Here is a 22,419-nt window from a genome sequence, read left to right on the forward strand (position 1 = left end):
TTGAACTCCGCTCATGTCTGGTTGAGCTGTGCTCATGCCGCGCTGAGCTTCGCAATGGTCTCGTCGTCGACCTCGAAATTGGCGTAAACGCTCTGCACGTCGTCATCGTCCTCGAGCGTAGCGACCAACTTCATCAGCGACTGTGCCCGCTCCTCATCGACCGCAATGTTGGTCTGCGGCTTCCAGATCGGTTTCACTGATTCAGCCTCGCCGAGCGCGCCTTCCAGCGCCTTCGACACCTCACCAAGATTCTCGAAGGCGCAATAGATCGTGTGGCCTTCCTCGTCCGACTGGACGTCGTCGGCCCCGGCCTCGATCGCCGCGTCCATGACCTTCTCCGCGCTGCCTACCAATGCCGGATAGAAGATTTCGCCGACACGGTCCCACATGAACGACACCGAGCCGGTTTCCCCCATCGCCCCGCCGGCCTTGGTGAAGGCGGCCCGCACATTCGACGCCGAGCGGTTGCGGTTGTCGGTCAGCGCCTCGACGATGAGCGCAACGCCGCCTGGCCCGTAGCCTTCGTAACGCACAGCTTCGTAAGTCTCGGCGTCGCCCATCGACGCCTTGTTGATGGCGCGCTGGATGTTGTCTTTCGGCATCGACACCGCCTTGGCGTTCTGCACGGCAAGACGCAGGCGCGGGTTCATCGACGGGTCCGGCGTGCCGCTCTTGGCGGCGACGGTTATTTCGCGCGCCAGCTTGGAAAACATTTTCGACCGCACCGCGTCCTGGCGGCCCTTGCGGTGCATGATGTTCTTGAACTGTGAATGGCCAGCCATGGCACCCCTGTCGTCTTCTTGGCAGAGCATCCTGCAGCGAGGTAGTCACCTCGCCTTTGCCAAAATGCTCGAAGTCAAAATTTCAGAACGTCCCTGCTGCGTCCGGATGGACGTACGGCGCTCTATCTCGGAATGGCCGGCTTATAGATAAATCGGCTCAATTCGTCCAGCCGCGCCGTAAGGATGGTGCGGCATGGTAACCGCCAGCTGCTTTCCTGCGAACGCTCACTCCTCCAGATCGGATCTCAGCCGGTCGAGAATGCTGATCGCATGCGTGGCGTACTGGCTGATCCAGCGGTCGTGGATCTGCTTGATTGGCAGCGCATTGAGATGGTTCCAGCGTTCGCGCCCCTCGCGCCGCGCCACCACCAGGTCGGCTTCCTCCAGCACTTTCAGATGCAGCATGACGGTGCAGCGGTCCATGTCGGGAAAGGCATCGCACAGCATGCCGGTGGTCCGCGGCGCGTCCTTTAGCTCGTCGAGCAGCGCGCGCCGGCGCGGATGCGCCAGCGCCTTGAAAACATTGTCGTCCTGCGCCTTGCTTGACATGTTATATTTTTATAACATAATATCGATCTTATCAAGGAAGGAGCTGTGGATATGTCTCTTGGATTCAGAGTTTCGGGCCGCATCGGCAAACCGGTCGCCGAAGTCTTCGATGCGGTCGTCAATCCGAACAAGCTCAGCGGCTATTTCACCACCATCGGCGGCGCCAGTGCCCCGCTGCTGGCCGGCGCCAGGGTCGTCTGGTGGGGCAAGGTCCCGGTCGAGGTCGACGAGGTGGAGAAAGACAACCGCATCGTGCTGCGCTGGGACGCCACCGACGCCGACGGCAAGCCGGCCTACAAGACCCGCATCGAGATGAATTTCGAGCCGCTGGACGACGGCGGCACCTTCGTCACCATCGCCGAGGCCGGCTGGCACGAGGACGCGGTCGGCCTGAAGAAGTCCTACCTCAATTGCGAGGGCTGGTCGCAGATGCTGGCCTGCATGAAGGCGTATGTCGAATATGGCATCAATTTGCGCGACGGCTACTATCGCAGCGAGATGAAGGGCGAGCCCGCGAGCGAAGACAATATCTGAGAAGACGGAGGAAAGAATGGCTGCGAAGATCACCGGCGGCATCAACATCGCCATGAAAGTGCCGCCCCACCAATACCAGGAGACGATCGCCTTCTACCGCGATGTCGTCGGCCTAAAACCGTTCACGGCCAAAGCGCCGGCTGTTGGTTTCGAACTCGGTCCCAATCGCCTGTGGATCGACGAGGCGCCGATGCTGAGCCAGGCCGAGGTCTGGCTGGAGTTGTTCACCGATGATTTTTCGGCCGCCGCCGATCATCTCGCCAAGGCCGGAATCGTGCGCTGCGACGCCATCGAGGTGCTCGGCGAAGGTTTTCGTGGCGGCTGGATCACCAATCCGGCCAACATCATTCACCTGGTGCGCGAACCCGACGCCTGGTGACGGAGACCTGTTCGGAAGGAGGACGAAATGGACATCCGTGAGATACCGACCGCCGAAGCCGGCATGCTGATCCGGCGGCCGGTCGCAGAAGTGTTCGAAGCCATCGTCGATCCGGCGATCACGACGAAGTTCTGGTTCACCCATGGCAGCGACAGGCTCGCCAGCGGCAACGAGGTTCGCTGGGAATGGCGGATGTATGGCGTTTCGACGCCGGTCACGGTCAGCGAGTTCGTCACGAACGAAAAGATCGTCATGCAATGGAGCGATCCGCCGACCACCGTGGTCTGGACTTTTACCGAGATGCCCGGCGGCACGACCTTTGTCGAGGTTCGCAATTACGGTTTTGCCGGCAGCCCCGATGAACAGGTCAAGCAGGCGATCGGCTCGACCGATGGCTTCGCGCTGGTGCTCGCCGGCGCCAAGGCCTGGTTGGAGCAAGGCTTGACGCTTGGCCTGATCCGCGACCGTCATCCGAAGGGCACGCCGACCGCTTAAGTCGCTGGGTGCAAAAAGCCGTTCTGCAGCGATCCTTCCCACCCCCTCTGTCCTGCCGGACATCTCCCCCGCAAGGGCCCGCAAGGGGGAGATCGGATGTCGCTGAGGCTTTCGCCAATCTCCAACGCTGCAGGACGAGCGGAGCGCTAAAGCTGCCAATCTCCCTCCTTGAGGGGGAGATGTCCGGCAGGACAGAGGGGGGTGCTGTCCCTCCGACGTCTCAAAGGTTCTGCATGGCCGCGACAATTGAGGCAGAGCTCAGGCCTTCGCGCCGTCGCTTCGCCCGGCCAACCTCAGTGCCCCGCGCCGGCCTTTGCCTTTCTCCGACGTCGCGCCAGCATGTTGAGGCCCTCGACAAGGGCGGAAAAACCCATGGCGGCGTAGATGTAGCCCTTCGGCACATGGAAGCCCATGCCGTCGGCGATCAGCGTCATGCCGATCATCAGCAGGAAGCTCAGCGCCAGCATGACGATGCTGGGGTTCTTGGCGATGAAGTTAGCGAGCGGCCCGGCCGCCAGCATCATCACGGTGACCGCGACGATCACGGCGATGTACATGATGGCGATCTCGTCGGTCATACCGACTGCGGTGATGATCGAATCGATCGAGAAGACGAGGTCGAGCAGCAGGATCTGGAAGACGGCGCCGGCCAGCGAAAGCTGCAGCGTTTCGCCAATCATCGTGTCCTGATGGTCCTCGAGATCGACCGTATGGTGGATTTCCTTGGTCGCTTTCCAGACGAGGAACAGGCCCCCGGCGATCAGGATCAGATCGCGCCAGGAGAAACCATGGTCGAAAGCGGTGAACACCGGCGCCGTCAACTGGACGATGATCGAGATGGTGGCAAGCAGCACCAGCCGCATGATCAGCGCCGCCGAAATACCGATTCGCCGGGCGCGGGCCCTCTGCGCCTCCGGCAATTTGTTGGTCAGGATCGAGATGAAGATCAGATTGTCGATGCCGAGCACGACCTCCAGCACGATCAGCGTCAGCAACGCGACCCATGCAGTCGGATCGGAGACAAAGGCGAAATGTGGCGCCAGGAATTCGATGAGCTGCATGGAGGTCGTCCCCTCTTACGATCTGAAGCAGGCGTGGCCGGCAATTAGGTACTACAATCGCTTACATCAATGTCATGACCAGAACGAGGGCGCTGTTTCTTCGAGCCGCGGCCCGCGGCGAAACGGCGCAATCCGCTCGGTAAGGCCGCTGCGATCCGAAATGTCGACGCCGACGCCGCACAATGTCGCCGGGCCGCTCGCCGCCTCGAAGCGCCCTTTCGGCACCTTCGACAGAAAGCGGTTGAGCGGCTCCTCCTTGTCCATGCCGAGCGAAGAATCATAGTCGCCGCACATGCCGGCGTCTGAGATATAGCCGGTGCCGCCGTTGAGGATATGGTGGTCGCCGGTCGGCTGATGCGTGTGAGTGCCGACAACCAGGCTGGCGCGGCCGTCGACGAAGTGCGCAAAGCACATTTTTTCAGAGGTCGCCTCGGCATGGAAATCGATGACCACCGCATCGGCCTGTTCGCCAAGCGGGCAGGCGGCAAGCTCGCGCTCGCCGGCCTGAAACGGATCGTCGAGTTCAGGATGCATGAACACCCGGCCCATGATGTTGGCGACCAGAACGCGCGCGCCGTTCCTGGCGATGTAGACGCCCGAGCCCCGCCCCGGCGTGCCCTTGGGGAAATTGGACGGACGCAGAAAGCGTTCCTCGCGCGGCGCGAAAGCCAGCGCATCGCGCTGGTCCCAGACATGATTGCCGGTTGTGACGACGTCGGCGCCCGCCGAGATCGTCTCGCGAAAGATCTCTTCGGTAATGCCGAAGCCGCCGGCGGCGTTCTCGCCATTGACGATGACGAAGTCGAGTTTGAAATCCGAGATCAGGCCGGGCAGTTGTTCCCACACCGCCGTGCGTCCCGTCTTGCCGACCATATCGCCGAGGAAGAGAAGTCTCATCTAAACATGATCCCGAACCGAAGGTCAGCGAAGCAAAAAGCTGCATGACTTCCGGAAAAGACCATGCGTCCAGGAACTTATCTACAATTTCGGCGCGAACCGGCGCAACCCGCTCTCGGTGAGTATTTCCGGAATGGTCACGTCATGCGGCTCGTCCGGCACCAGCGCCACCTGCTGGCAGTCGAAAGCAATGCCGATCAGCCTTGGCGGCTGCCCCTTGTCGACCAGCCGCGCGATGGCACGGTCGTAATAGCCGGCGCCATAGCCGATGCGGTGGCCGCACGCGTCGAAAGCCGCGAGCGGCACCAGCATCACCTGGGGATCGAGCACCTCGGCCTCCTCATGCGGCCCGACGGTGCCGAACCCCATGTCGATCATCGGCGCGCCGCGCACCAGTTCGCGAAAGACGATGGTGGTCTTGTCGAGAATCGCCGGCAGGCAAAGCCGTGCCCCTTTTTCGCGCAAGGTGAACATCAGCGGCCGGACGTCGACTTCCGAGCGCATCGGCCAGAAGCCGGAGACGATCTGGCCCGGCTCCATCGCAATGCTGTCCCGCGCCGTCTCGGCCATTTCGAGCGCTGCCTCCACCCGCCAGAACGGATCGAGCGCGTCGCGGCGCCCGAGTGCTTCGCGTCGCAACTGTCTTTTCAGGTCTTTCGAGGATGTCATGCGCCGACGATAGAAAAGGTCAGATTTGGATGGAGTTTTAGGAGCGACGTTTTCCACCGCATGATCCACCGAGGCGTGGATCCTTTGCGTCGAGTGACGATCCACACAACCGGTGGAGAGAGCGATCCCGGGAACCTACAAAGTAGGTGGGCGCCGTATGAGAAAACCCACGGGTCTTCCCAGGGACAGCTCCCTAGGGATCATTAAGGCCCCGGGGAAAATGTTCTCCTGCCGGGAAGCGCAGACCGTCACGCTCAATATAGGCCGATGGCAGGCCAAGCGCCAGAGAGACGGCCATGTTCGGCGGCTTTATTCGTCGCAAGGTACTGCCTGGGAGCTGCGCGGCACATGGGTTCACCGCGCCCTCGCCGCTGCGCCTTGCATGGGCTGGGCTGTCTCCTTACGGTTGCCATGAAAACCGAGGAGCAAAAATGCGTTTCGAAGGCACGGCGGCCTATGTCGCCGACAAGGATTTGATGGTGGCGGTCAATGCGGCGATCGCGCTGGAGCGGCCATTGCTGGTCAAGGGCGAGCCCGGCACCGGCAAGACGGAACTGGCCAGGCAAGTGGCGGCCGCGCTCGGCCTCGAGCTGATCGAATGGCACGTCAAGTCGACGACAAGGGCGCAGCAGGGGCTCTACGAGTATGACGCCGTCTCGCGGCTGCGCGACAGCCAACTCGGCGACGAGCGCTTCAACGACATCAGGAACTATATCAAGCGCGGCAAGCTGTGGGATGCCTTCGCGACGGCCAAGAAGGTCGTGCTTCTGATCGATGAGATCGACAAGGCCGACATCGAATTCCCCAACGATTTGCTGCAGGAACTCGATCGAATGGAGTTCTTCGTCTACGAGACCGGCGAAACGATCCGCGCTGCCGTGCGCCCGATCGTCATCATCACCTCCAACAACGAGAAGGAACTGCCGGACGCCTTCCTGCGCCGCTGCTTCTTCCACTATATCCGCTTTCCCGACTTCGAGACGCTGCATCGGATCGTCGACGTGCACTATCCCGGCATCAAGCAGAACCTGGTGCGCGCCGCGCTCACCCAGTTCTACGAGATCCGCGACGTGCCGGGCCTGAAGAAGAAGCCGTCGACCTCCGAGGCACTGGACTGGATCCGCCTGCTCGTGACCGACGATATCGCGCCCGAGGATTTGCGTGCCGACCCGAAAAACGCACTGCCTAAGCTGCACGGCGCGCTGTTGAAGAACGAACAGGACGTGCATCTGTTCGAGCGGCTGGCCTTCATGGCGAGAAGGCAGGGGTGAGGAGCGGTCGGCCGACGAAAAGCCGACGATTTGGCTTTTCGAGCGACGAACGCCCGAAGCCATAGCGGATGGCCGGGCATGCGGCGGACAGCGCTTTCCCGTTGCTGGACCGTTGCCGCCGTCCGGGCACCGGGGCAGCCTGGGCCCGAAGCTTCAGAAGGAAATGAAATGACCGAGATCACCGTCCGCCCACTGGCACAATCCGACCACGCCGACTGGCAGCGTCTGTGGACTGCCTACCTCACCTTCTACAAAACCGAGCTGCCGGAAGACGTCTACGCCGTCACCTGGAAGCGGCTGTTCACGGCGGGTGAGTTTGAACCAAAAGGGTTCATCGCCACGCTCGGCGGTAAGGCGGTCGGCCTGACGCACTATCTCTACCATCGCTCCTGCTGGTCCGAAAAAAACAACTGCTATCTGCAGGACCTGTTCGCCGACCCGGACGTGCGCGGCAAAGGCGTCGGCGCCGCCCTGATCGAAGCAGTAAAGCAGGAAGCCGGCAAGATCGGCGTCAAGAACGTCTACTGGATGACGCACGAGACCAACACCACCGCGCGCAAGCTCTACGACCACGTGGCGCGCAGGACCGGCTTCATCGAATATGATCTGATGTGATGAACGGTCGATCGCCCGGCTTGCCGGATGGATTTAAGGAGGAATGATGACGCACTATGTCGGAATTCTTGACGGCGCACATGATGTCTGGGGAGTGCGGGTCCCCGATCTTCCCGGATGTCACGGCGGTGGCGCAAGTCCCGAGGAGGCGATAGCCGACGCGACCTCCGCCGTTCGCGAATGGGCTGAGGCACGAAGGGCGAAGCACTTGCCCTTGCCCGACGCACGCACGGTGGCAGATCTGCTCCGACTGGGCGAAATCGATAGCGCCGCCGGAGAATCTGCCGTGATGATCCCCGTGCTGATCGATTCCGGACGGCCTGTCCGAGCCAATCTGTCGCTCGACGCAGGTCTCTTGGCGGCAATCGATGCCGAAGCGAGCCGACGCGGCCTCACGCGTTCCGCCTTCATCGCCAGCGCCGCTCGCGAGAAGATCGAAGGGCACAGATAGAAGTCGGACGATGTTCATCCCCTTCTTCCTCGAACTGAAGGCTGCGCGGGTTCCCGTCTCGCTCCGGGAATATCTGTCGCTGCTGGAAGGGCTGGAGGCGGGGCTGGTCGACTATGACGTCGAGGGTTTTTACTATCTCGCCCGCTCGGCACTGGTGAAGGACGAGCGCCACATCGACCGTTTTGACCAGGTCTTTTCGCACATCTTTAGGGGTGTCGAAGCGCTGGCTGGCGAAAATCCGGTCGACGTCGAGAACATTCCGGAGGAATGGCTGCGGCGGCTTGCCGAAAAGCACCTGACCGATGAGGAGAAAAAGCTGGTCGAGGCGCTGGGCGGTTTCGAAAAGCTGATGGAAACGCTCAAAAAGCGGCTGGAGGAACAGAAGGGCCGCCACCAGGGCGGGTCGAAATGGATCGGCACCGGCGGCACCTCACCCTTCGGCGCCTATGGCTACAATCCCGAAGGCGTTCGCATCGGCCAGCATGAGAGCCGCAACCGCCGTGCGGTGAAAGTCTGGGACAAGCGTGAGTTCAGGAATTTCGACGATGCCGTCGAGCTCGGCACCCGCAACATCAAGATCGCGCTGAAGCGCTTGCGTCGCTGGGTGCGCGAAGGCGCCGAGGAAGAGTTCGACCTGCCCGGCACCATCCACGCCACGGCCGAGCACGGCTATCTCGACGTGCAGACACGGCCCGAGCGGCGCAACGCCGTGAAGCTGCTGATGTTCTTCGATGTCGGCGGCTCGATGGACGATCACATCAGAAGCGTCGAGGAGCTGTTTTCGGCCGCCCGCGCCGAATTCCGCCAGCTCGAATATTTTTACTTCCACAACTGCCTCTACGAAGGTGTGTGGAAGGACAATCGGCGCCGCCATGCGGAGGTGATTCCGACCTTCGATCTCCTCCACAAATACGGTCCGGACTACAAGGTGATCGTCGTCGGCGATGCCTCGATGAGCCCCTATGAGATCGCGCATCCCGGCGGCTCGGTCGAGCACTGGAATCCGGAGGCCGGCGTCGTCTGGCTCAGCCGTCTGCTGCAGCAATGGCCGAACGCGGTATGGCTCAACCCCGAAAGCGAAAAGCACTGGGGTTTTACCCATTCGATCGCCATGATCCGCGACATCTTCGGCGGCCGCATGTTTCCGCTGACGCTCGCCGGACTCGAGGCCGCGACGAAGCAGCTTTCAAGGAAGCACTGAATGGATTTACGCAAAACAGGACGTCCGACCTGTTTCCTCTGCCTGCAATGTGGCGTCCAGTTCGCGGCGGCAGCCGCGCCGCCGCAACGTTGCCCGATCTGCGAGGACGAGCGGCAATATGTGCGCTGGGAGGGCCAGGCCTGGATCACGCCGCAAGAGCTCGCCGCCGGGCATCGGATCGTGATGAAGGACGACGCCGGCGTGCTCGCCTTCGGCATCGAGCCGCGCTTCGCCATCGGTCAGCGGGCGCTGCTGGCACAGACGCCGCACGGCAATGTGCTGTGGGACTGCATCTCTATGGTCAGCGACGAGGCGGTGGCCGAAATCAACCGCCGCGGCGGCCTCATCGCGATCGCCATTTCGCACTGCCATTACTATTCGGCGATGGTCGAGTGGAGCGAGGCGTTTGGCGGCGTGCCGATTTATCTGCATGCCGATGACCGCAAGTGGATCATGCGGCCGCATCCGGCTGTTGTGAGTTGGCAGGGCGAGACGCGCGCCCTGAACCCCTCGCTGACACTTATCCGTTGCGGCGGTCACTTTGCCGGCGGCCAGGTGCTGCACTGGAAGCGCGACGGCGGCGACGCCATCCTGGCCGGCGACATCCTGCAGGTGACGCCAACCCGCCGCCATGTCAGCTTCATGTACAGCTACCCGAACTACATCCCGCTCAATGCGGCGAAGGTACTCCGCATCGCGTCGGCACTGGAGCCTTTCGCGTTCGACCATATCTATGGCGCATGGTGGAACCAGAACGTCATCGGCGATGCAAAGACGGGATTTGCAAGGTCTGTTGCGCGGTATCTCGCAGCGATCGCCTAAGGAATTCTTCGCGGCAGGACTGGAAATATCGGCAAAGGCCGTAACAAAAGCCTATTTTAGGCGAACTTGGGAAGCAGCCCAATAGCGGCATGAGCTAAGAGGCATAAAATGGATAGTCACATCTACCCTGTCACCCGCACTGATGCCGAATGGCGCGCCCGGCTGACGCCGGAGCAATATGCGGTGATGCGCAACCACAGCACCGAGCGGCCGGGCAGCTGCGCCCTGCTCCACGAGAAGCGCGCCGGCACATTTTTCTGCGCCGGCTGCGACCAGCCCTTGTTCGAATCCAAGCTGAAGTTCGAGAGTGGCACCGGCTGGCCAAGCTTCAACGATCCGGTGCCCGGTTCGGTCGAGACGACCGTCGACCGCAGCTACGGCATGGTCCGCACCGAATGCCACTGCGCCCGCTGCGGCAGCCATCTCGGCCACGTCTTCGAGGACGGCCCGCCGCCGACCGGCCTACGCTATTGCATCAACGGGGTCGCGCTGAAATTCGAGCCGGCCGCCTGACTGGAATTCAACGTTGTCAAAGGACGGCTTCCGCCGGCCTTTGACGGCAGCACTGTCCCGTCAGATCACCACCACCAGTAACAGCCACAGCACGGCCCCCAGCGTCATCAGCGAAGCCTTGACGCCGCCGGTTTTCTCGGCGGTCCGCCACACCGCAAAAGTCAGGAAGAAATTGTACGGCACCGGCGCGAAATGCACCGCCAGAACGAGAGCGAGCGGCAGCTTCAGCCCGAGCAGGATCAGCGCCAGCACCGACACGGCGATGTTGATCGCCGTGCCGACAAGGACAAGATCGCGCCAGAACAGCCGGTCTAGCGGGGCCGTGCCTTGCCAGCGCGAGCGGAAGAAACCCGCCGCACGGCCTGCCTTGCCGTCTTCGCTTTCGAAAGTCTCCGGCGCACTCATCGATACGGCTTTCTCTCATTCGACAGCCGCAGAGATTTCCAAAGCAGCAATCCTGTCAACGCAAATCGATCATCGGCACGCAAGCGTATGATTTGACAAATTGTCATCAAACGGTCGTGAAACCTTTCTACGTCGCCCTTGTCGGCGTCTCGGCAAAGACACCTTGCCGGACTCTGCCGCCCCCATCATCCAGTCGCCTGCCAAGGGAGGTCTTGAGATGAGCGATAATGTCTACAACGTGCTGTTTCTTTGCAACGCCAATTCGGCGCGATCGATCATGGCGGAAGCCATTCTCAGCCGGATCGGTGGCGGCAGGTTCAAGGCGTTTTCCGCCGGTTCGCAACCGAAGGGCGAGGTCAATCCCTACGCACTGCAGCTGCTCGAAAGGCTCGGCTACGATACGAACTTCGCCCGTTCGAAAGGCTGGGACGAGTTTGCCGAGCCCGACGCGCCGGAAATGAATTTCATCTTCACGCTTTGCGACAGCACCGCGAATGAATCCTGTCCGATCTGGCCGGGTCATCCGATGACCGCGCTCTGGTCGATACCGGACCCAGGCAAGGCAGACGGCACCGAAGCCGAACTGCATCTTGCCTTTGCCGACGCCTATCGCATGCTCAACAACCGCATCTCGCTGTTCACCAATCTGCGGATGGATGCGCTCGACCATCTGGCGCTGCAACAGCATCTCGATCGGATTGGCCGCGACACGGCGAAGCCGAACTAACTCAGCCACTGCGACGCGAATTCACGGTCCGGCTTCGCCACCCCCGCCCAGCACCTCGGAAACAGCGCGCTCGAAGCGCGATGCTTCCGTCACCAGCCAGTCGGCCATGGCCGGCCAATTGTCCTCGGCAAAACAGTTCACGCGCCACAGCGAATTGATGCCGAGGCCCTCGCAGCTCTGTTCCGGCCTGAGCTTCAACCTGTCTTCGATCGCCGGCTGGAACGGCTTCAACCGCGACCAGGCTTGCGTGGCACCGAACTTCTCGTTGCGGCCGAAGAAGACGCCGACATGGTTCTGCGCCGGCGCGACATACATGGAAAGGACCAATGCGAAGTCGGGCAGCCCGCGCTGCCAGAACCAGGGTCCGCGCCGCGCCATCAGAGGCCTTTCTTCCGGATGCCGTTCCGCGAACAGCGTCCAGAAGCCGCGTTGGCGGAACTCAGAGGCGCGGCGGCCGCCAAAGTCGAATTCGCTCATGGTTCGACCCGTTGCGGGCGCAACCGGCGCCCAGGGCTGTTACCAGCCTTACACCATGCCGAGTGCGGCTTTGTAGAGATCGAGGATGGTTTCCTCCTCTTGCCGCTCAGCCTGGTCCTTCTTGCGCAGCCGGATGATCGACCGCATCGCCTTGGTGTCGAAGCCGGTGCCCTTGGCCTCGGCGAACACTTCCTTGATGTCGTCGGCGATCGTCTTCTTCTCTTCCTCGAGCCGCTCGATGCGCTCGATGAAGGCTCGCAGCTGGCCGGCGGCAACAGTCTGGCTGGTCTCGGTGATGTCGTCGGCCATTTTTTCTCCGCGTCGTTTTCCATGCCGCGACTCACGAACCGTCGCGGCGAATTTGCAGCGGTTCGATGCCCGACCGGAGGCGACCGGTCAAGCTGTTATCGATGCGGCATGAAGGGTGGACAGGACCTAAGGTGTGTTGAGATTCAGGTCAGGCCGAGTCGAGAACGCCGGCTTCCGAGAACCGGAGCGGAGCGTACTTAAAGTACGTGAGGCCGCGCATGATCCCCGAAATCGGAATCGAGTTGCGGAAAGGATCATGCGCAAATCAAATACTACAGCGTCCTTTGCGCGCCCGGGGGCGCGCGGCGCTGAAAGCAAGCGCAGGAAGCTGGCGTTTGCAGGCCGGCATCACCTGAATATCAACGCACCTTATCCGAAGGCGATCAGCAAATCCTTGGCGTCGATCTGATCGCCGGCCTTGACCAGCACTTCGGCGATTGTGCCGTCGCGCTCGGCATGCAATGCCGTCTCCATCTTCATCGCCTCGATGGACAAAAGCACGTCGCCGGCCTTGACCGCCTGGCCGGCGGCAACCGCGAGCGCCGAGACGACGCCCGGCATCGGTGCGCCGACATGCGCCTCGTTGCCCGGCTCAGCCTTGCGCCGCGCCTTGGCGGCGGAAGCGCCATGCGCCCGATCCGGCACTTTGACCCGGCGCGGCTGGCCGTTGAGCTCGAAGAACACGGTGACCATGCCCTTCTCGTCGACATCGCCTATGGCCAGGCAGCGCACCACCAGCGTCTTACCCTTCTCGATGTCGACAAAGATCTCGTCCTCCGGCTTCATGCCGTAGAAATAGGTCGGCGTCGGCAGCACGCTGACCGGCCCATAAGTTTCCTGCGCTGCGGTAAAGTCGGAGAAGACCTTCGGGTACATCAGCCACGAGGCGAATTCGAACTCGCTGAGCTTGCGCTCGAGCTTGTCCTCGATCTCCTTGCGGCTGGCCTTGAGATTGGCTGCTTTCAGCAGCGAACCGGGCCGCACGGTGATCGGTTTGTCGCCTTTCAGCACCTTCTTCTGCAGCGCCTCCGGCCAGCCGCCGGGCGACTGGCCGAGGTCGCCGCGCAGCATCGACACGACCGAGTCGGGGAAGGCGATATCCCTGGCCGGATTTTCGACATCGGCAACCGTCAGGTCCTGGCTCACCATCATCAGCGCCATGTCGCCGACGACCTTGGACGACGGCGTCACCTTGACGATGTCACCGAACATCAGATTGACGTCGTGATAGGTCTGCGCCACTTCGTGCCAGCGCGTTTCCAGCCCGAGTGAGCGCGCCTGCTCCTTGAGGTTGGTGAACTGCCCACCCGGCATTTCGTGCAAATAGACTTCCGAGGCCGGCCCCTTCAGGTCGCTTTCGAAGGCAGCATACTGGTTGCGCACCGCCTCCCAGTAGAACGAGATGTTCCTGATCCATTGCGGGTCGAGGCCCGGATCCCGCTCGGTGCCCTTCAGCGCCTCGACGATGGAGCCCAGGCAAGGCTGCGAGGTGTTGCCGGACAGGGCATCCATCGCCGCATCGATGGCGTCGACACCGCTGTCCACCGCCGCCAGCACCGTCGCCGCCGACAGGCCTGACGTGTCGTGCGTATGAAAGTGGATCGGCAGGTCGGTCGCCTCGCGCAGCGCCTTGAACAGAGCGCGGGCGGCGTTCGGCTTCAAGAGCCCGGCCATGTCCTTGACCGCGATGATATGGGCGCCAGCCGCCTGCAACTCCCTGGCCAGCGCGACGTAGTATTTGAGGTCGTACTTGGCTCGGGCCGGGTCGAGTATGTCGCCGGTGTAGCAGATCGCTGCTTCGATCAGCTTGCCTTCGGCGCCGACAGCGTCCATGGCGACGCGCATGTTGTCGACCCAGTTCAAACAGTCAAAGACTCGGAACAGGTCGACGCCGCCACTTGCTGCCTGTTTGACGAAATGCTGGACGACATTGTCCGGATAGTTGGTGTAGCCAACGCCGTTGGCGCCGCGCAAAAGCATCTGCAATAACAGATTGGGCGCTGCCTCGCGCACCAGCGCCAGCCGCTCCCACGGGTCTTCGGTGAGGAAGCGCATGGCGACGTCGAAGGTCGCCCCGCCCCAGCATTCGAGCGACAAAAGCTGCGGCAGTGCGCGCGCATAGGTGCCGGCAATGCCGGCGATGTCATAGGTGCGCACGCGCGTCGCCAGCAGGGATTGGTGTCCGTCGCGCATCGTCGTGTCGGTGACCAGCACTTCTTTGCATGCGCGCATCCAGGCCGCGAATTTCTCCGGCCCAAGCGCGTCGAGCTTCTGCTTGCTGCCATCGGGCACATTGCCGTTGAGATAGGGCACCATGGGCGCCGCCGCATCGGCCTTCGGCTGCGGCCGGCCGCGGGTTTCGGGATGACCGTTGACGCTGACATCGGCCAGGTAGTTGAGCAGCTTGGTCGCGCGATCCTGCCGCTTCACGCTCGCGAACAGTTCCGGTGTCGTATCTATGAACTTGGTCGTATAGGAATTTTCGGCGAAACTCGGGTGATTGATGATCGCCTCGAGGAAGGTGAGGTTGGTCGCCACCCCGCGAATACGGAACTCGCGCAGCGCCCGGTTCATGCGGGCGATGGTCTCGGCCGGCGTCGGCGCCCAGGCCGTCACCTTCTCCAGCAGCGGATCGTAGAAGCGGGTGATGACCGCGCCCGAATAAGCGGTGCCGCCATCGAGGCGGATGCCGAAACCGGTGGCGCCGCGATAGGCGGTGATGCGGCCATAGTCGGGGATGAAATTATGTTCGGGATCTTCCGTGGTGATGCGGCACTGCAGCGCGTGGCCGTTGAGCCTGATATCCTTCTGCGCCGGCACGCCCGATTCCGGCGTGCCGATGGCAAAGCCATCGAGGATGTGGATCTGCGCCTTGACGATGTCGATGCCGGTCACCTGTTCGGTGACCGTGTGCTCGACCTGGATGCGCGGATTCACCTCGATGAAGTAGAATTTGCCACTGTCGGCATCCTGCAGGAACTCGACCGTGCCGGCGCCGATATAGCTCGTCTCGCGCGCGATCTTGAGCGCGTAGCCGCAAAGCTCTTCGCGCTGCGACATTTCGAGATAGGGCGCCGGCGCGCGCTCGACCACCTTCTGGTTGCGGCGCTGGATCGAGCAATCGCGCTCGAACAGGTGCACGGCGTTGCCGTGTGTGTCGCCCAGCACCTGCACCTCAACATGGCGGGCGCGCTCGATCAGCTTTTCGAGATAGACCTCGTCCTTGCCGAAGGCAGCTTTCGCTTCGCGCTTGCCCTCCGTCACCTCGCGGGCGAGATCGGCTTCCGAGCGGATGGCGCGCATGCCGCGGCCGCCGCCGCCCCACGACGCCTTCAGCATCACCGGATAGCCGATCGTCCTGGCGAGCGCCTTCACCGTCTCGATGTCGTCCGGCAAGGGATCGGTGGCGGGAATTACCGGCACGCCGACCTCGATCGCCAGGTTGCGTGCGGCGACCTTGTTGCCGAGCCTGCGCATCGTATCCGGCTTGGGTCCAATGAAAATAATGCCGGCCTTGACACAGGCTTCGGCGAATTCAGGGCTTTCCGACAACAGCCCATAGCCCGGATGGATGGCATCGGCGCCGGAAAGCCTGGCGACGCGGATCACTTCCTCTATCGACAGATAGCTTTCGATCGGCCCCATATCCCTGGTCAGATGCGGCCCGCGCCCGACCTGATAGCTTTCATCCGCCTTGAAGCGGTGCAGCGAGTACTTGTCCTCCTCGGCCCAGATCGCCACGGTTTTGAGGCCGAGTTCGTTGGCCGCGCGGAAGACGCGGATGGCGATTTCGGACCGGTTGGCGACAAGGATCTTCGTGATTGCCAAGGACAAGGCTCCGGACGCTGACGGAAGGGGGACTGCGCCATGATTAACGCGAAAATGCTGCAGCGCAAACAAAATCGGGCGGCGACGATTAACCGATTTAAATCCACTCATTGGGTAGAGCGCCGCGCGTTCCCTCGAATGCGCAAAGGGTGCTCCGACGAAAGGTAAAACGGCACACACGAAAAATGCCCGGCGCGAGGCGCCGGGCATTCCGGAATTGTCGTCGTCGTCGACAGGCTTACATCTTCTGGACGTAGGTGTATTTGCCGTCGTCGCCCTTCTTCCATTCGTACATGACGTAGCCAGGCAGCGTCGGATCGCCCTTCTCGTCGTAGGAAAGATCGCCCAGCACGGTCTTGAACGGGCCGTTGGCCTTGAGAGCCTTGGCAACTTCCATCGGATCGTTCGACTTGGCGGCTGTGGCGGCTCCCACGATCGCCTGCATGGCGGCGTAGGAATAAAGCGTGTAGGCCTCCGGCTCGAAGCCCTGCGCGCGGAACTTCTCGACCAGTTCCTTGTTCGCCGGGATCAGACGCGGATCCGGGCCGAACGTGTTCAGCGTGCCCGCAACCGCGTCACCGGCGATTGAGGCCAGTTCGTTCGACACGATGCCGTCGCCGGAAACCAGCGTGGCCTCGAGGCCCTGGTCAGCCACCTGGCGGATGATCAGTCCGGCTTCGGTGTGCAGACCACCCCAATAGATGATGGAAACGCCGGCTTGTTTCATCTTGGCGATCAACGCCGAGAAGTCCTTGTCGCCGATATTTACGCCTTCATACATGACTTCCGTCACGCCGGCAGCGTTCATCGCCTTCTTGGTCTCGTCGGCAAGGCCCTGACCATAGGTCGTCTTGTCGTGGACGACCGCGATCTTGGCATCCTTGAAGTTCTCCGCGAGATAGGCGCCGGCGATGCTGCCCTGCTGGTCGTCGCGTCCGCAGGTACGGAACGTGTTCCACAGGCCGCGCTCGGTGAACTGCGGGTTGGTCGCGGCCGGCGTGATCTCGAGGATGCCGTTCTCCGCGTAGACTTCCGATGCCGGGATCGAAACGCCCGAGTTGAAGTGGCCGACCACGAACTTGACGCCGTCGCCGACGAACTTGTTGGCGACCGAAATCCCCTGCTTCGGATCGGAGACGTCGTCGCCGACCGTGAGCTTGACCTGCTCGCCGTTGATGCCGCCGGCCGCATTGATGTCGGCGACAGCCTGTTCGGCGCCCTTCTGCAGCTGCGCGCCGAAGGCGGCATTCGGGCCGGTGATCGGACCGGCAACTCCGATCAGGACGTCAGCCCACGCGCTTCCGCTGAACGCGACGAGCGCGGTCAGGGCGACGGCGGACAAAAGTGATTTTCTCATGTAAAACGCTCCCATTTACAGAGTGGGCGTGGATGATGCTTTCATGCGATGCCCACCTTTACTCGCAGAAAGCGTACTTTGCCGATTTTCAGGCACTTGTCACGCCGATTCATCCGCGAAAAGGCGTTAATGATGAACGTCAACCTTTTGGTTTCCAACTCAAAAGCGATGCTCTTTCGTAGAGCCAGCTATACTGTGTCACCATCTGGTTGGTGCGCGTGTATTGATAGCCGATGAAGCCCAATATCATCAGGACGATGGTGTCGACGATGTAGTAGTGCAGCGAAAACATCGTGCCGCCGAACAGCGCGTGATGGATGAACCTTACGGCTATACCGAGGCCGAGCAAATAGGCGAACAATTGGACAACGCTGCGCCATGTCTGGGCGCAGGCCTTGCCCGTCATCCACGCCGCCCAGCCGCCAAGCAGGCAGGTGACGAAGAAGAACTGCCAGACCGAGGGTTCCTCATAGAGAATGCCCTGCATGATGAAGACTCCTGAACTCAGTGATGGCCGCCTTCGAGATAGGCGGCGCGCACGTCCGGATCGGCGAGCAGCTCCTTGCCGGTGCCGCTCATCGTCACGTTGCCGTTGACCATGACATAGCCGCGCGTGGCGAGCTTCAGCGCGCCGAAGGCGTTCTGCTCGACCAGGAACACGGTCAGCCCCTGCGTGCGGTTCAACTCGCGGATGGCGTCGAATATCTGCTTGACGATCAGCGGCGCCAGGCCTAGCGACGGCTCGTCGAGCAAGAGCAGTTTCGGCCGCGCCATCAGCGCACGTCCGATCGAAAGCATCTGCTGCTCGCCGCCCGACAGCGTGCCGCCGCGCTGGGCAATGCGTTCCTTCAGGCGTGGAAACAGCGTGAACACCTTCTCGACGTCCTCGTCGTAGTGGTTGAGGTTGTCGAGGCTGGCGCCCATCTGCAGGTTTTCCATCACCGTCATGCGCGGGAAGATGCGCCGGCCCTCCGGAGACTGGGCGATGCGCATGCGCGCGATCTCATGGGTCGGCAACTGGGTGATGTCGGTGCCGGCGAAGGTGATGGTGCCGGCCCGCGCCCGTGGAGCACCAAAAATGGTCATCATCAGCGTCGACTTGCCGGCGCCATTGGCGCCGATCAGCGCCACGATCTCGCCCTGCTTGACGGTGACATCGACGCCGTTCAGCGCCCTGATGTTGCCGTAGTAGGTCTGGACGCCCTTGATGTCGAGCAGCGTTGTGCCGGCCATCATTCATTCCCTCCGCCGCGGTTGGAGTCGCCCGGTGTCTTGGGCTTTGCCGGAGCCTTGGCGTCCGGCTTTGCCGCGGAGGATTTCGCGTCGGCTTCGGCCGGCGATGCGGGCCTTGCCGCCGCGCCCGGCCTTGCATCGACCTGCCCGGCTTTCGACGCGCCCTTCGACACCGTGACGCGTTCGCCCTCACTGTGTCCGACGGTGTCGATCACTGGCCCGGCGAAATACGAGGACGAAGAGTCCGGACCGTGCGTCGAATCCGGGCCGGTGTCGAGTTGCTCGATGACGTCTTCGTCGCCGACCTCGATCAGCACCGTCTCGACGTCCTCGTCTTCGACCCCAAGATAGGCGGCGATGACACGCGGGTCGGTTCGCACCGCATGCGGACTGCCGTCCGAGATCTTGCGCCCGTATTCGAGCACCACGACATGGTCGGAAATCTGCATGACCACCGCCATGTCGTGCTCGATCAGCAGGATCGAGGTGCCGGTGTTGTCCTTGATGTCCATAAGGAGCGCGTTGAGCGCCATTGATTCCTTCGGATTGAGCCCTGCCGCCGGTTCGTCGAGGCAGAGCAGTTCCGGACCCGTGCACATGGCCCGCGCGATCTCCAGGCGCCGCTGCGCGCCGTAGGGCAAGTCGCCGGCCGGATCGTCGGCTCGATCGACGAGGTCGGCCTTTTCCAGCCAGTGCCTGGCGAGATCGATCGACTCGGCCGACGCCGTCCGGTAGCCGCTGAAGCCAAACAGGCCGAGGACAGTGTAGCCGGACGCCTTCATCAGCTTGTTGTGCTGCGCCACCAGCAGGTTCTCCAGCAGCGTCATGCCGGAAAACAGGCGGATGTTCTGGAAGGTGCGCGCCACCTTGGCTCGCGCCGGAATCTCATGGTTCGGCAGCCGTTCGAGCAGATAGCTCGAGCCGTCGCGCCGGTTGAGCGTGAGCATGCCCTCAGACGGCTTGTAGAAGCCGGTGATGCAGTTGAACACGGTTGTCTTGCCGGCGCCGTTCGGCCCGATCAGCGCGGTGATCTCGCCGCGCCTGGCCTGGAAGGACAGGTCGCCGATGGCGACCAGACCGCCGAACTTCATCGACAGATGTTCGACCTGCAGGATGGCATCGTTCACGGATGGGTTCGCATCGCTCATCAGCCGTGGCCCTCCTTGGTGAAGGAGCCGGATACAGCCCTGCTCTCCTTGAGAAAGGCTGTCGGTTCACGACTGCCGACGAAGCCGCGCGGCTTCCACAGCATGACGATGACCATGGCCATGCCGAACAGCAGCATGCGGTAGAGTTCCGGCGTGAAGTCGGGACCGAAGACCTGCTTCAGGAAATCGAGTTCGCGCAGCACCTCGGTGCCACCGATCATCACCATGGCGGCGACGGCGATGCCAACCAGCGAACCCATCCCGCCGAGCACGACGATGGCGAGGATGATGGCCGATTCCAGGAAGATGAAGGATTCGGGGCTGACGAAACCTTGCCGCGCGGCGAAGAACGAGCCGGCGAAGCCGCCGAACATGGCGCCGGTGGCAAAGGCGGTGAGCTTGGTGGTGGTGGTGTTGATGCCGAGCGAGCGGCAGGCGATCTCGTCCTCGCGCAGCGCTTCCCAGGCGCGGCCGACGGGCATGCGCCTGAGCCTTATGGTGACGAAGGCGGTGAGCAGGCAGAGCCCGAGGATCAGGTAGTAGAGGAAGATTTTGTAATAGGCGCTCGACGTGGCGATGTCCAAGACCTTGGCGATATAGTTCGGATCCGAGACGTTGAACGACATCAGTCCGAAAAACGTGACCTTGGGAATGCCGGAGATACCGGCCGAGCCGTTGGTAACCTCACGCCAATTGATCAGCACGAGACGAATGATCTCGCCGAAGGCCAGCGTCACGATCGCCAGGTAGTCGCCGCGCAGGCGCAGCACCGGAAAGCCGAGCAGCACCCCCCAGAAGGCGGCCATGGCGCCGGCGGCAGGCAGCAGGATCCAGAACGACAGGCCGTATTGCGTGCCGAGCAGCGCATAGGCATAGGCGCCGACTGCATAGAAGGCGACATAACCAAGGTCGAGCAGGCCGGCGAGGCCAACGACGATGTTCAGCCCCCAGGCCAGCATGACATAGATCAGGATCTGAATGCCGTAATTGTCGACCCATTTCAGAGAACCCTGGAACCCGGCGGCCACCGATCCTCCATACACAGCAAGCACCAGCACAACGATGATCGGGTAGAGCGCCAGTGCGGTTATGCCCAACGCCGAGAAATGGGCATGAATGAAGGTTCGGAAATAAAACATCACCGAGGCGAGGGCGTAGATGGTCGCCAGCGCTCTCAGGAACCGTGCATAACCGGCCAGGCCGGGCCCCAGCAATCCGTCAAGGGAGCCGGCAAGGAAAACCAGCACGGCCACTGTGACGATGGCAGCGATGAAATACGGCAGGCGGAAGAACCGCGCCGCCATGCTCTGCGGCAGCAGGCCGGTGGCGACGTCGACGATCTTCTGATTTGCCAGGAAAGGCTGTCCGTAGGCGACATAGAGAAAACGGCCAGCCATGGTCAGCACGACCACGACTGCAAGAAGCCACCAGCGCTGTACAAGGATCAGCTCGTTGGAGATGTTCTGATCGGTCCTCAGGCCGATGAAGAGCACGAACAGGCCGAGCGCGATGGCGCCGGCATAAAGTGCTTCGCGGGTAGCGCGCTGCATGGGAGTGGCGACGATGTCGCGCTCCGGAGACGTGGTGACCGCCATGAACTCAGACCTTTTCGACTTCTGGCCGGCCGAGAATGCCGGAAGGCAGGAAGATCAGCACGATCGCCAGGATGGAGAAGGCCGCGACGTCCTTATAGTCGATCGAGAAATAAGCCGACCACATGCTTTCGATGAAGCCGATCATAAGCCCGCCGAGCACGGCGCCGGGCAACGAGCCGATGCCGCCGAGCACGGCCGCGGTGAACGCCTTCACGCCGGGCGTGAAACCGTCGGAGAAGGCGATGACGCCATAATACATCAGGAACAGCGTGCCGGCGACGGCGGCAAGGGCCGCACCCATGACGAAGGTGATCGAGATGGTGCGGTCGACGTCGATGCCGAGCAACGCCGCCATCTTGCGATCCTGCTCGCAAGCCCTTTGGGCTCGACCCAGCGAGGTCTTGTTGACCAGGTACCAGAACAGCCCCAGCAGCAGCGCGGTGACGATGACGATGACGATTTGCTTCAGCGACACGCTGACGCCCTCGATATTATAGACCTTGGACACCATCGGCGGGATCGGCTTGTTGCGCGGCCCCTGCGTCACCTGGACGAAGTTCGACAGCGCGATCGACATGCCGATCGCGGTGATCAGCGGCGCCAGCCGGAACGACCCGCGCAACGGCCGGTAGGCCACCTTTTCGATCGTCCAGTTGTACAGGCTGGTCAACAGCATCGCGACGATCATCATGACCAGCAGCGCGATCACCACCGGCACCGAATAGAACATCGCGCCGAGGATGAGGAAAACGATGAGGGCGGCGAAGGCGCCGACCATGAAGATGTCGCCATGGGCGAAATTGATCATGCCGATGATGCCGTAGACCATCGTGTAGCCGATCGCGATCAGTCCATAGATCGATCCCAGCGTCAGCCCGTTGATAAGCTGCTGGACAAAATACTGCATGCTGTCGTGGCTCCCCTGGAATGTCGCCCATGCAGACGCATTCCTTTTCAGTATTTCCCCTAGTCGTAAAGTTTCGAGCCCGGATTGCAACGTCATTCTTTAATCGGCATGCGTGATTTTGAAGCACGCAATCGGATTGCCCGTTCTTCCCTTCCCGGCCTCTGGACTATCGCCGACCCTATCATTGGCCTAAC

The 22,419-nt window shown here is 62.1% G+C and carries 23 protein-coding genes, 1 other RNA gene and 2 pseudogenes; 10 read left to right on the plus strand and 16 right to left on the minus strand.

The genetic code is table 11. The features are described from left to right. Positions 1–32 precede the first annotated feature (32 nt). Entirely contained in the window at positions 33–782 is a 750-nt protein-coding gene (locus tag AC0L2M_RS20650; protein WP_473535739.1) for a YebC/PmpR family DNA-binding transcriptional regulator, read from the minus strand. A gap of 225 nt (positions 783–1,007) precedes the next feature. Beyond that, positions 1,008–1,331, minus strand: a complete 324-nt coding sequence (locus AC0L2M_RS20655) for an ArsR/SmtB family transcription factor (RefSeq protein WP_023800015.1) — start codon at positions 1,329–1,331, stop codon at positions 1,008–1,010. A gap of 51 nt (positions 1,332–1,382) precedes the next feature. Between AC0L2M_RS20655 and AC0L2M_RS20660 the strand changes: the two genes are divergently transcribed. From AC0L2M_RS20660 to AC0L2M_RS20670, 3 genes are read left to right on the plus strand one after another with little or no spacing between them, the layout of a single operon-like run. Next, complete coding sequence (locus tag AC0L2M_RS20660; protein WP_128245937.1) at positions 1,383–1,865, plus strand: SRPBCC domain-containing protein; 483 nt, start codon at positions 1,383–1,385, stop codon at positions 1,863–1,865. A 16-nt stretch (positions 1,866–1,881) separates the two neighbouring features. Beyond that, positions 1,882–2,244: a VOC family protein gene (locus AC0L2M_RS20665; protein ID WP_473535740.1), complete on the plus strand. Its 363-nt coding sequence runs from the start codon at positions 1,882–1,884 to the stop codon at positions 2,242–2,244. Between the two features lie 27 nt (positions 2,245–2,271). Then, positions 2,272–2,739, plus strand: coding sequence for an SRPBCC family protein (locus AC0L2M_RS20670; RefSeq protein WP_473535741.1), 468 nt, complete (start codon positions 2,272–2,274; stop codon positions 2,737–2,739). Between the two features lie 293 nt (positions 2,740–3,032). Here AC0L2M_RS20670 and AC0L2M_RS20675 read toward each other — a convergent pair whose 3' ends face one another. From AC0L2M_RS20675 to ssrS, 4 genes are all read right to left on the minus strand, one after another. Continuing rightward, on the minus strand, positions 3,033–3,800 hold the full coding sequence (locus tag AC0L2M_RS20675) for a TerC family protein (protein ID WP_128245934.1): 768 nt from the start codon (positions 3,798–3,800) through the stop codon (positions 3,033–3,035). Between the two features lie 72 nt (positions 3,801–3,872). Then, positions 3,873–4,697: a TIGR00282 family metallophosphoesterase gene (locus AC0L2M_RS20680; RefSeq protein ID WP_023800020.1), complete on the minus strand. Its 825-nt coding sequence runs from the start codon at positions 4,695–4,697 to the stop codon at positions 3,873–3,875. An 81-nt stretch (positions 4,698–4,778) separates the two neighbouring features. Next, complete coding sequence (locus AC0L2M_RS20685) at positions 4,779–5,366, minus strand: 5-formyltetrahydrofolate cyclo-ligase (RefSeq protein ID WP_473535742.1); 588 nt, start codon at positions 5,364–5,366, stop codon at positions 4,779–4,781. A gap of 94 nt (positions 5,367–5,460) precedes the next feature. Continuing rightward, positions 5,461–5,616: non-coding RNA, 6S RNA (gene ssrS, locus AC0L2M_RS20690), on the minus strand. Between the two features lie 181 nt (positions 5,617–5,797). Between ssrS and AC0L2M_RS20695 the strand changes: the two genes are divergently transcribed. From AC0L2M_RS20695 to msrB, 6 genes are all read left to right on the plus strand, one after another. After that, positions 5,798–6,637 (plus strand): AAA family ATPase, encoded by an 840-nt coding sequence (locus AC0L2M_RS20695; RefSeq protein ID WP_128245933.1) that lies wholly within the window; start codon positions 5,798–5,800, stop codon positions 6,635–6,637. A 168-nt stretch (positions 6,638–6,805) separates the two neighbouring features. Next, positions 6,806–7,252, plus strand: coding sequence for a GNAT family N-acetyltransferase (locus AC0L2M_RS20700; protein ID WP_023800023.1), 447 nt, complete (start codon positions 6,806–6,808; stop codon positions 7,250–7,252). A gap of 46 nt (positions 7,253–7,298) precedes the next feature. After that, positions 7,299–7,703 carry a type II toxin-antitoxin system HicB family antitoxin gene (locus tag AC0L2M_RS20705; protein ID WP_036269921.1) on the plus strand — a complete coding sequence of 135 codons (405 nt, stop codon included), beginning with the start codon at positions 7,299–7,301 and terminating at the stop codon, positions 7,701–7,703. A 10-nt stretch (positions 7,704–7,713) separates the two neighbouring features. Continuing rightward, positions 7,714–8,904: a vWA domain-containing protein gene (locus AC0L2M_RS20710; RefSeq protein WP_128170685.1), complete on the plus strand. Its 1,191-nt coding sequence runs from the start codon at positions 7,714–7,716 to the stop codon at positions 8,902–8,904. Continuing rightward, positions 8,905–9,726 carry an MBL fold metallo-hydrolase gene (locus tag AC0L2M_RS20715; RefSeq protein WP_023800026.1) on the plus strand — a complete coding sequence of 274 codons (822 nt, stop codon included), beginning with the start codon at positions 8,905–8,907 and terminating at the stop codon, positions 9,724–9,726. Between the two features lie 108 nt (positions 9,727–9,834). Continuing rightward, entirely contained in the window at positions 9,835–10,239 is a 405-nt protein-coding gene (msrB, locus tag AC0L2M_RS20720) for a peptide-methionine (R)-S-oxide reductase MsrB (RefSeq protein ID WP_023800027.1), read from the plus strand. Between the two features lie 60 nt (positions 10,240–10,299). Here the strand turns inward: msrB and AC0L2M_RS20725 are convergent, their stop codons facing one another. Then, positions 10,300–10,644 carry a hypothetical protein gene (locus tag AC0L2M_RS20725; RefSeq protein ID WP_473535743.1) on the minus strand — a complete coding sequence of 115 codons (345 nt, stop codon included), beginning with the start codon at positions 10,642–10,644 and terminating at the stop codon, positions 10,300–10,302. Positions 10,645–10,861: 217 nt separating this feature from the next. On the opposite strand from AC0L2M_RS20725, the gene AC0L2M_RS20730 reads away from it, so the two are divergent. After that, positions 10,862–11,371: an arsenate reductase ArsC gene (locus tag AC0L2M_RS20730; protein WP_473535744.1), complete on the plus strand. Its 510-nt coding sequence runs from the start codon at positions 10,862–10,864 to the stop codon at positions 11,369–11,371. A 21-nt stretch (positions 11,372–11,392) separates the two neighbouring features. Here the strand turns inward: AC0L2M_RS20730 and AC0L2M_RS20735 are convergent, their stop codons facing one another. The 9 genes and pseudogenes from AC0L2M_RS20735 to AC0L2M_RS20775 form a co-directional block, all read right to left on the minus strand. After that, positions 11,393–11,848 (minus strand): hypothetical protein, encoded by a 456-nt coding sequence (locus AC0L2M_RS20735; protein WP_128170682.1) that lies wholly within the window; start codon positions 11,846–11,848, stop codon positions 11,393–11,395. Between the two features lie 48 nt (positions 11,849–11,896). After that, complete coding sequence (locus AC0L2M_RS20740; RefSeq protein ID WP_023800031.1) at positions 11,897–12,157, minus strand: DUF2312 domain-containing protein; 261 nt, start codon at positions 12,155–12,157, stop codon at positions 11,897–11,899. Positions 12,158–12,526: 369 nt separating this feature from the next. Continuing rightward, entirely contained in the window at positions 12,527–15,985 is a 3,459-nt protein-coding gene (pyc, locus tag AC0L2M_RS20745) for a pyruvate carboxylase (protein ID WP_287260526.1), read from the minus strand. A gap of 238 nt (positions 15,986–16,223) precedes the next feature. After that, positions 16,224–17,342 (minus strand): branched-chain amino acid ABC transporter substrate-binding protein, encoded by a 1,119-nt coding sequence (locus AC0L2M_RS20750; protein WP_023800033.1) that lies wholly within the window; start codon positions 17,340–17,342, stop codon positions 16,224–16,226. Between the two features lie 139 nt (positions 17,343–17,481). Beyond that, entirely contained in the window at positions 17,482–17,829 is a 348-nt protein-coding gene (locus AC0L2M_RS20755; protein ID WP_027152865.1) for a DUF6867 family protein, read from the minus strand. A 17-nt stretch (positions 17,830–17,846) separates the two neighbouring features. Next, positions 17,847–18,575 carry an ABC transporter ATP-binding protein gene (locus AC0L2M_RS20760; RefSeq protein ID WP_287218932.1) on the minus strand — a complete coding sequence of 243 codons (729 nt, stop codon included), beginning with the start codon at positions 18,573–18,575 and terminating at the stop codon, positions 17,847–17,849. A gap of 17 nt (positions 18,576–18,592) precedes the next feature. Beyond that, positions 18,593–19,723: pseudogene (locus AC0L2M_RS20765) on the minus strand (ABC transporter ATP-binding protein); the annotation flags it as partial. After that, positions 19,723–21,216 (minus strand): annotated as a pseudogene (gene livM / locus AC0L2M_RS20770) (high-affinity branched-chain amino acid ABC transporter permease LivM); the annotation flags it as partial. The pseudogenes livM and AC0L2M_RS20765, both read right to left, overlap by 1 nt. A 106-nt stretch (positions 21,217–21,322) precedes the next feature. Next, the gene (locus tag AC0L2M_RS20775; RefSeq protein ID WP_473535745.1) at positions 21,323–22,225 is read right to left on the minus strand and encodes a branched-chain amino acid ABC transporter permease; all 903 of its coding nucleotides are present in this window, start codon (positions 22,223–22,225) and stop codon (positions 21,323–21,325) included. Positions 22,226–22,419 lie beyond the last annotated feature (194 nt).

The sequence above is a fragment of the Mesorhizobium sp. WSM4806 genome, assembly GCF_055811635.1.

What these genes read in the sequence shown, in the direction of transcription:
- AC0L2M_RS20695 (WP_128245933.1), top strand. Translation starts at nt 5,798, where the DNA reads ATGCGTTTCGAAGGCACGGCGGCCTATGTCGCCGACAAGGATTTGATG.
- AC0L2M_RS20655 (WP_023800015.1), bottom strand. Translation starts at nt 1,331, where the DNA reads ATGTCAAGCAAGGCGCAGGACGACAATGTTTTCAAGGCGCTGGCGCAT.
- AC0L2M_RS20715 (WP_023800026.1), top strand. Translation starts at nt 8,905, where the DNA reads ATGGATTTACGCAAAACAGGACGTCCGACCTGTTTCCTCTGCCTGCAA.
- AC0L2M_RS20665 (WP_473535740.1), top strand. Translation starts at nt 1,882, where the DNA reads ATGGCTGCGAAGATCACCGGCGGCATCAACATCGCCATGAAAGTGCCG.
- AC0L2M_RS20725 (WP_473535743.1), bottom strand. Translation starts at nt 10,644, where the DNA reads ATGAGTGCGCCGGAGACTTTCGAAAGCGAAGACGGCAAGGCAGGCCGT.
- AC0L2M_RS20730 (WP_473535744.1), top strand. Translation starts at nt 10,862, where the DNA reads ATGAGCGATAATGTCTACAACGTGCTGTTTCTTTGCAACGCCAATTCG.
- AC0L2M_RS20735 (WP_128170682.1), bottom strand. Translation starts at nt 11,848, where the DNA reads ATGAGCGAATTCGACTTTGGCGGCCGCCGCGCCTCTGAGTTCCGCCAA.
- AC0L2M_RS20775 (WP_473535745.1), bottom strand. Translation starts at nt 22,225, where the DNA reads ATGCAGTATTTTGTCCAGCAGCTTATCAACGGGCTGACGCTGGGATCG.
- AC0L2M_RS20660 (WP_128245937.1), top strand. Translation starts at nt 1,383, where the DNA reads ATGTCTCTTGGATTCAGAGTTTCGGGCCGCATCGGCAAACCGGTCGCC.
- AC0L2M_RS20750 (WP_023800033.1), bottom strand. Translation starts at nt 17,342, where the DNA reads ATGAGAAAATCACTTTTGTCCGCCGTCGCCCTGACCGCGCTCGTCGCG.
- AC0L2M_RS20680 (WP_023800020.1), bottom strand. Translation starts at nt 4,697, where the DNA reads ATGAGACTTCTCTTCCTCGGCGATATGGTCGGCAAGACGGGACGCACG.
- AC0L2M_RS20740 (WP_023800031.1), bottom strand. Translation starts at nt 12,157, where the DNA reads ATGGCCGACGACATCACCGAGACCAGCCAGACTGTTGCCGCCGGCCAG.
- AC0L2M_RS20650 (WP_473535739.1), bottom strand. Translation starts at nt 782, where the DNA reads ATGGCTGGCCATTCACAGTTCAAGAACATCATGCACCGCAAGGGCCGC.
- AC0L2M_RS20675 (WP_128245934.1), bottom strand. Translation starts at nt 3,800, where the DNA reads ATGCAGCTCATCGAATTCCTGGCGCCACATTTCGCCTTTGTCTCCGAT.
- AC0L2M_RS20700 (WP_023800023.1), top strand. Translation starts at nt 6,806, where the DNA reads ATGACCGAGATCACCGTCCGCCCACTGGCACAATCCGACCACGCCGAC.
- AC0L2M_RS20670 (WP_473535741.1), top strand. Translation starts at nt 2,272, where the DNA reads ATGGACATCCGTGAGATACCGACCGCCGAAGCCGGCATGCTGATCCGG.
- AC0L2M_RS20755 (WP_027152865.1), bottom strand. Translation starts at nt 17,829, where the DNA reads ATGCAGGGCATTCTCTATGAGGAACCCTCGGTCTGGCAGTTCTTCTTC.
- AC0L2M_RS20685 (WP_473535742.1), bottom strand. Translation starts at nt 5,366, where the DNA reads ATGACATCCTCGAAAGACCTGAAAAGACAGTTGCGACGCGAAGCACTC.
- msrB (WP_023800027.1), top strand. Translation starts at nt 9,835, where the DNA reads ATGGATAGTCACATCTACCCTGTCACCCGCACTGATGCCGAATGGCGC.
- AC0L2M_RS20710 (WP_128170685.1), top strand. Translation starts at nt 7,714, where the DNA reads ATGTTCATCCCCTTCTTCCTCGAACTGAAGGCTGCGCGGGTTCCCGTC.
- AC0L2M_RS20760 (WP_287218932.1), bottom strand. Translation starts at nt 18,575, where the DNA reads ATGGCCGGCACAACGCTGCTCGACATCAAGGGCGTCCAGACCTACTAC.
- AC0L2M_RS20705 (WP_036269921.1), top strand. Translation starts at nt 7,299, where the DNA reads ATGACGCACTATGTCGGAATTCTTGACGGCGCACATGATGTCTGGGGA.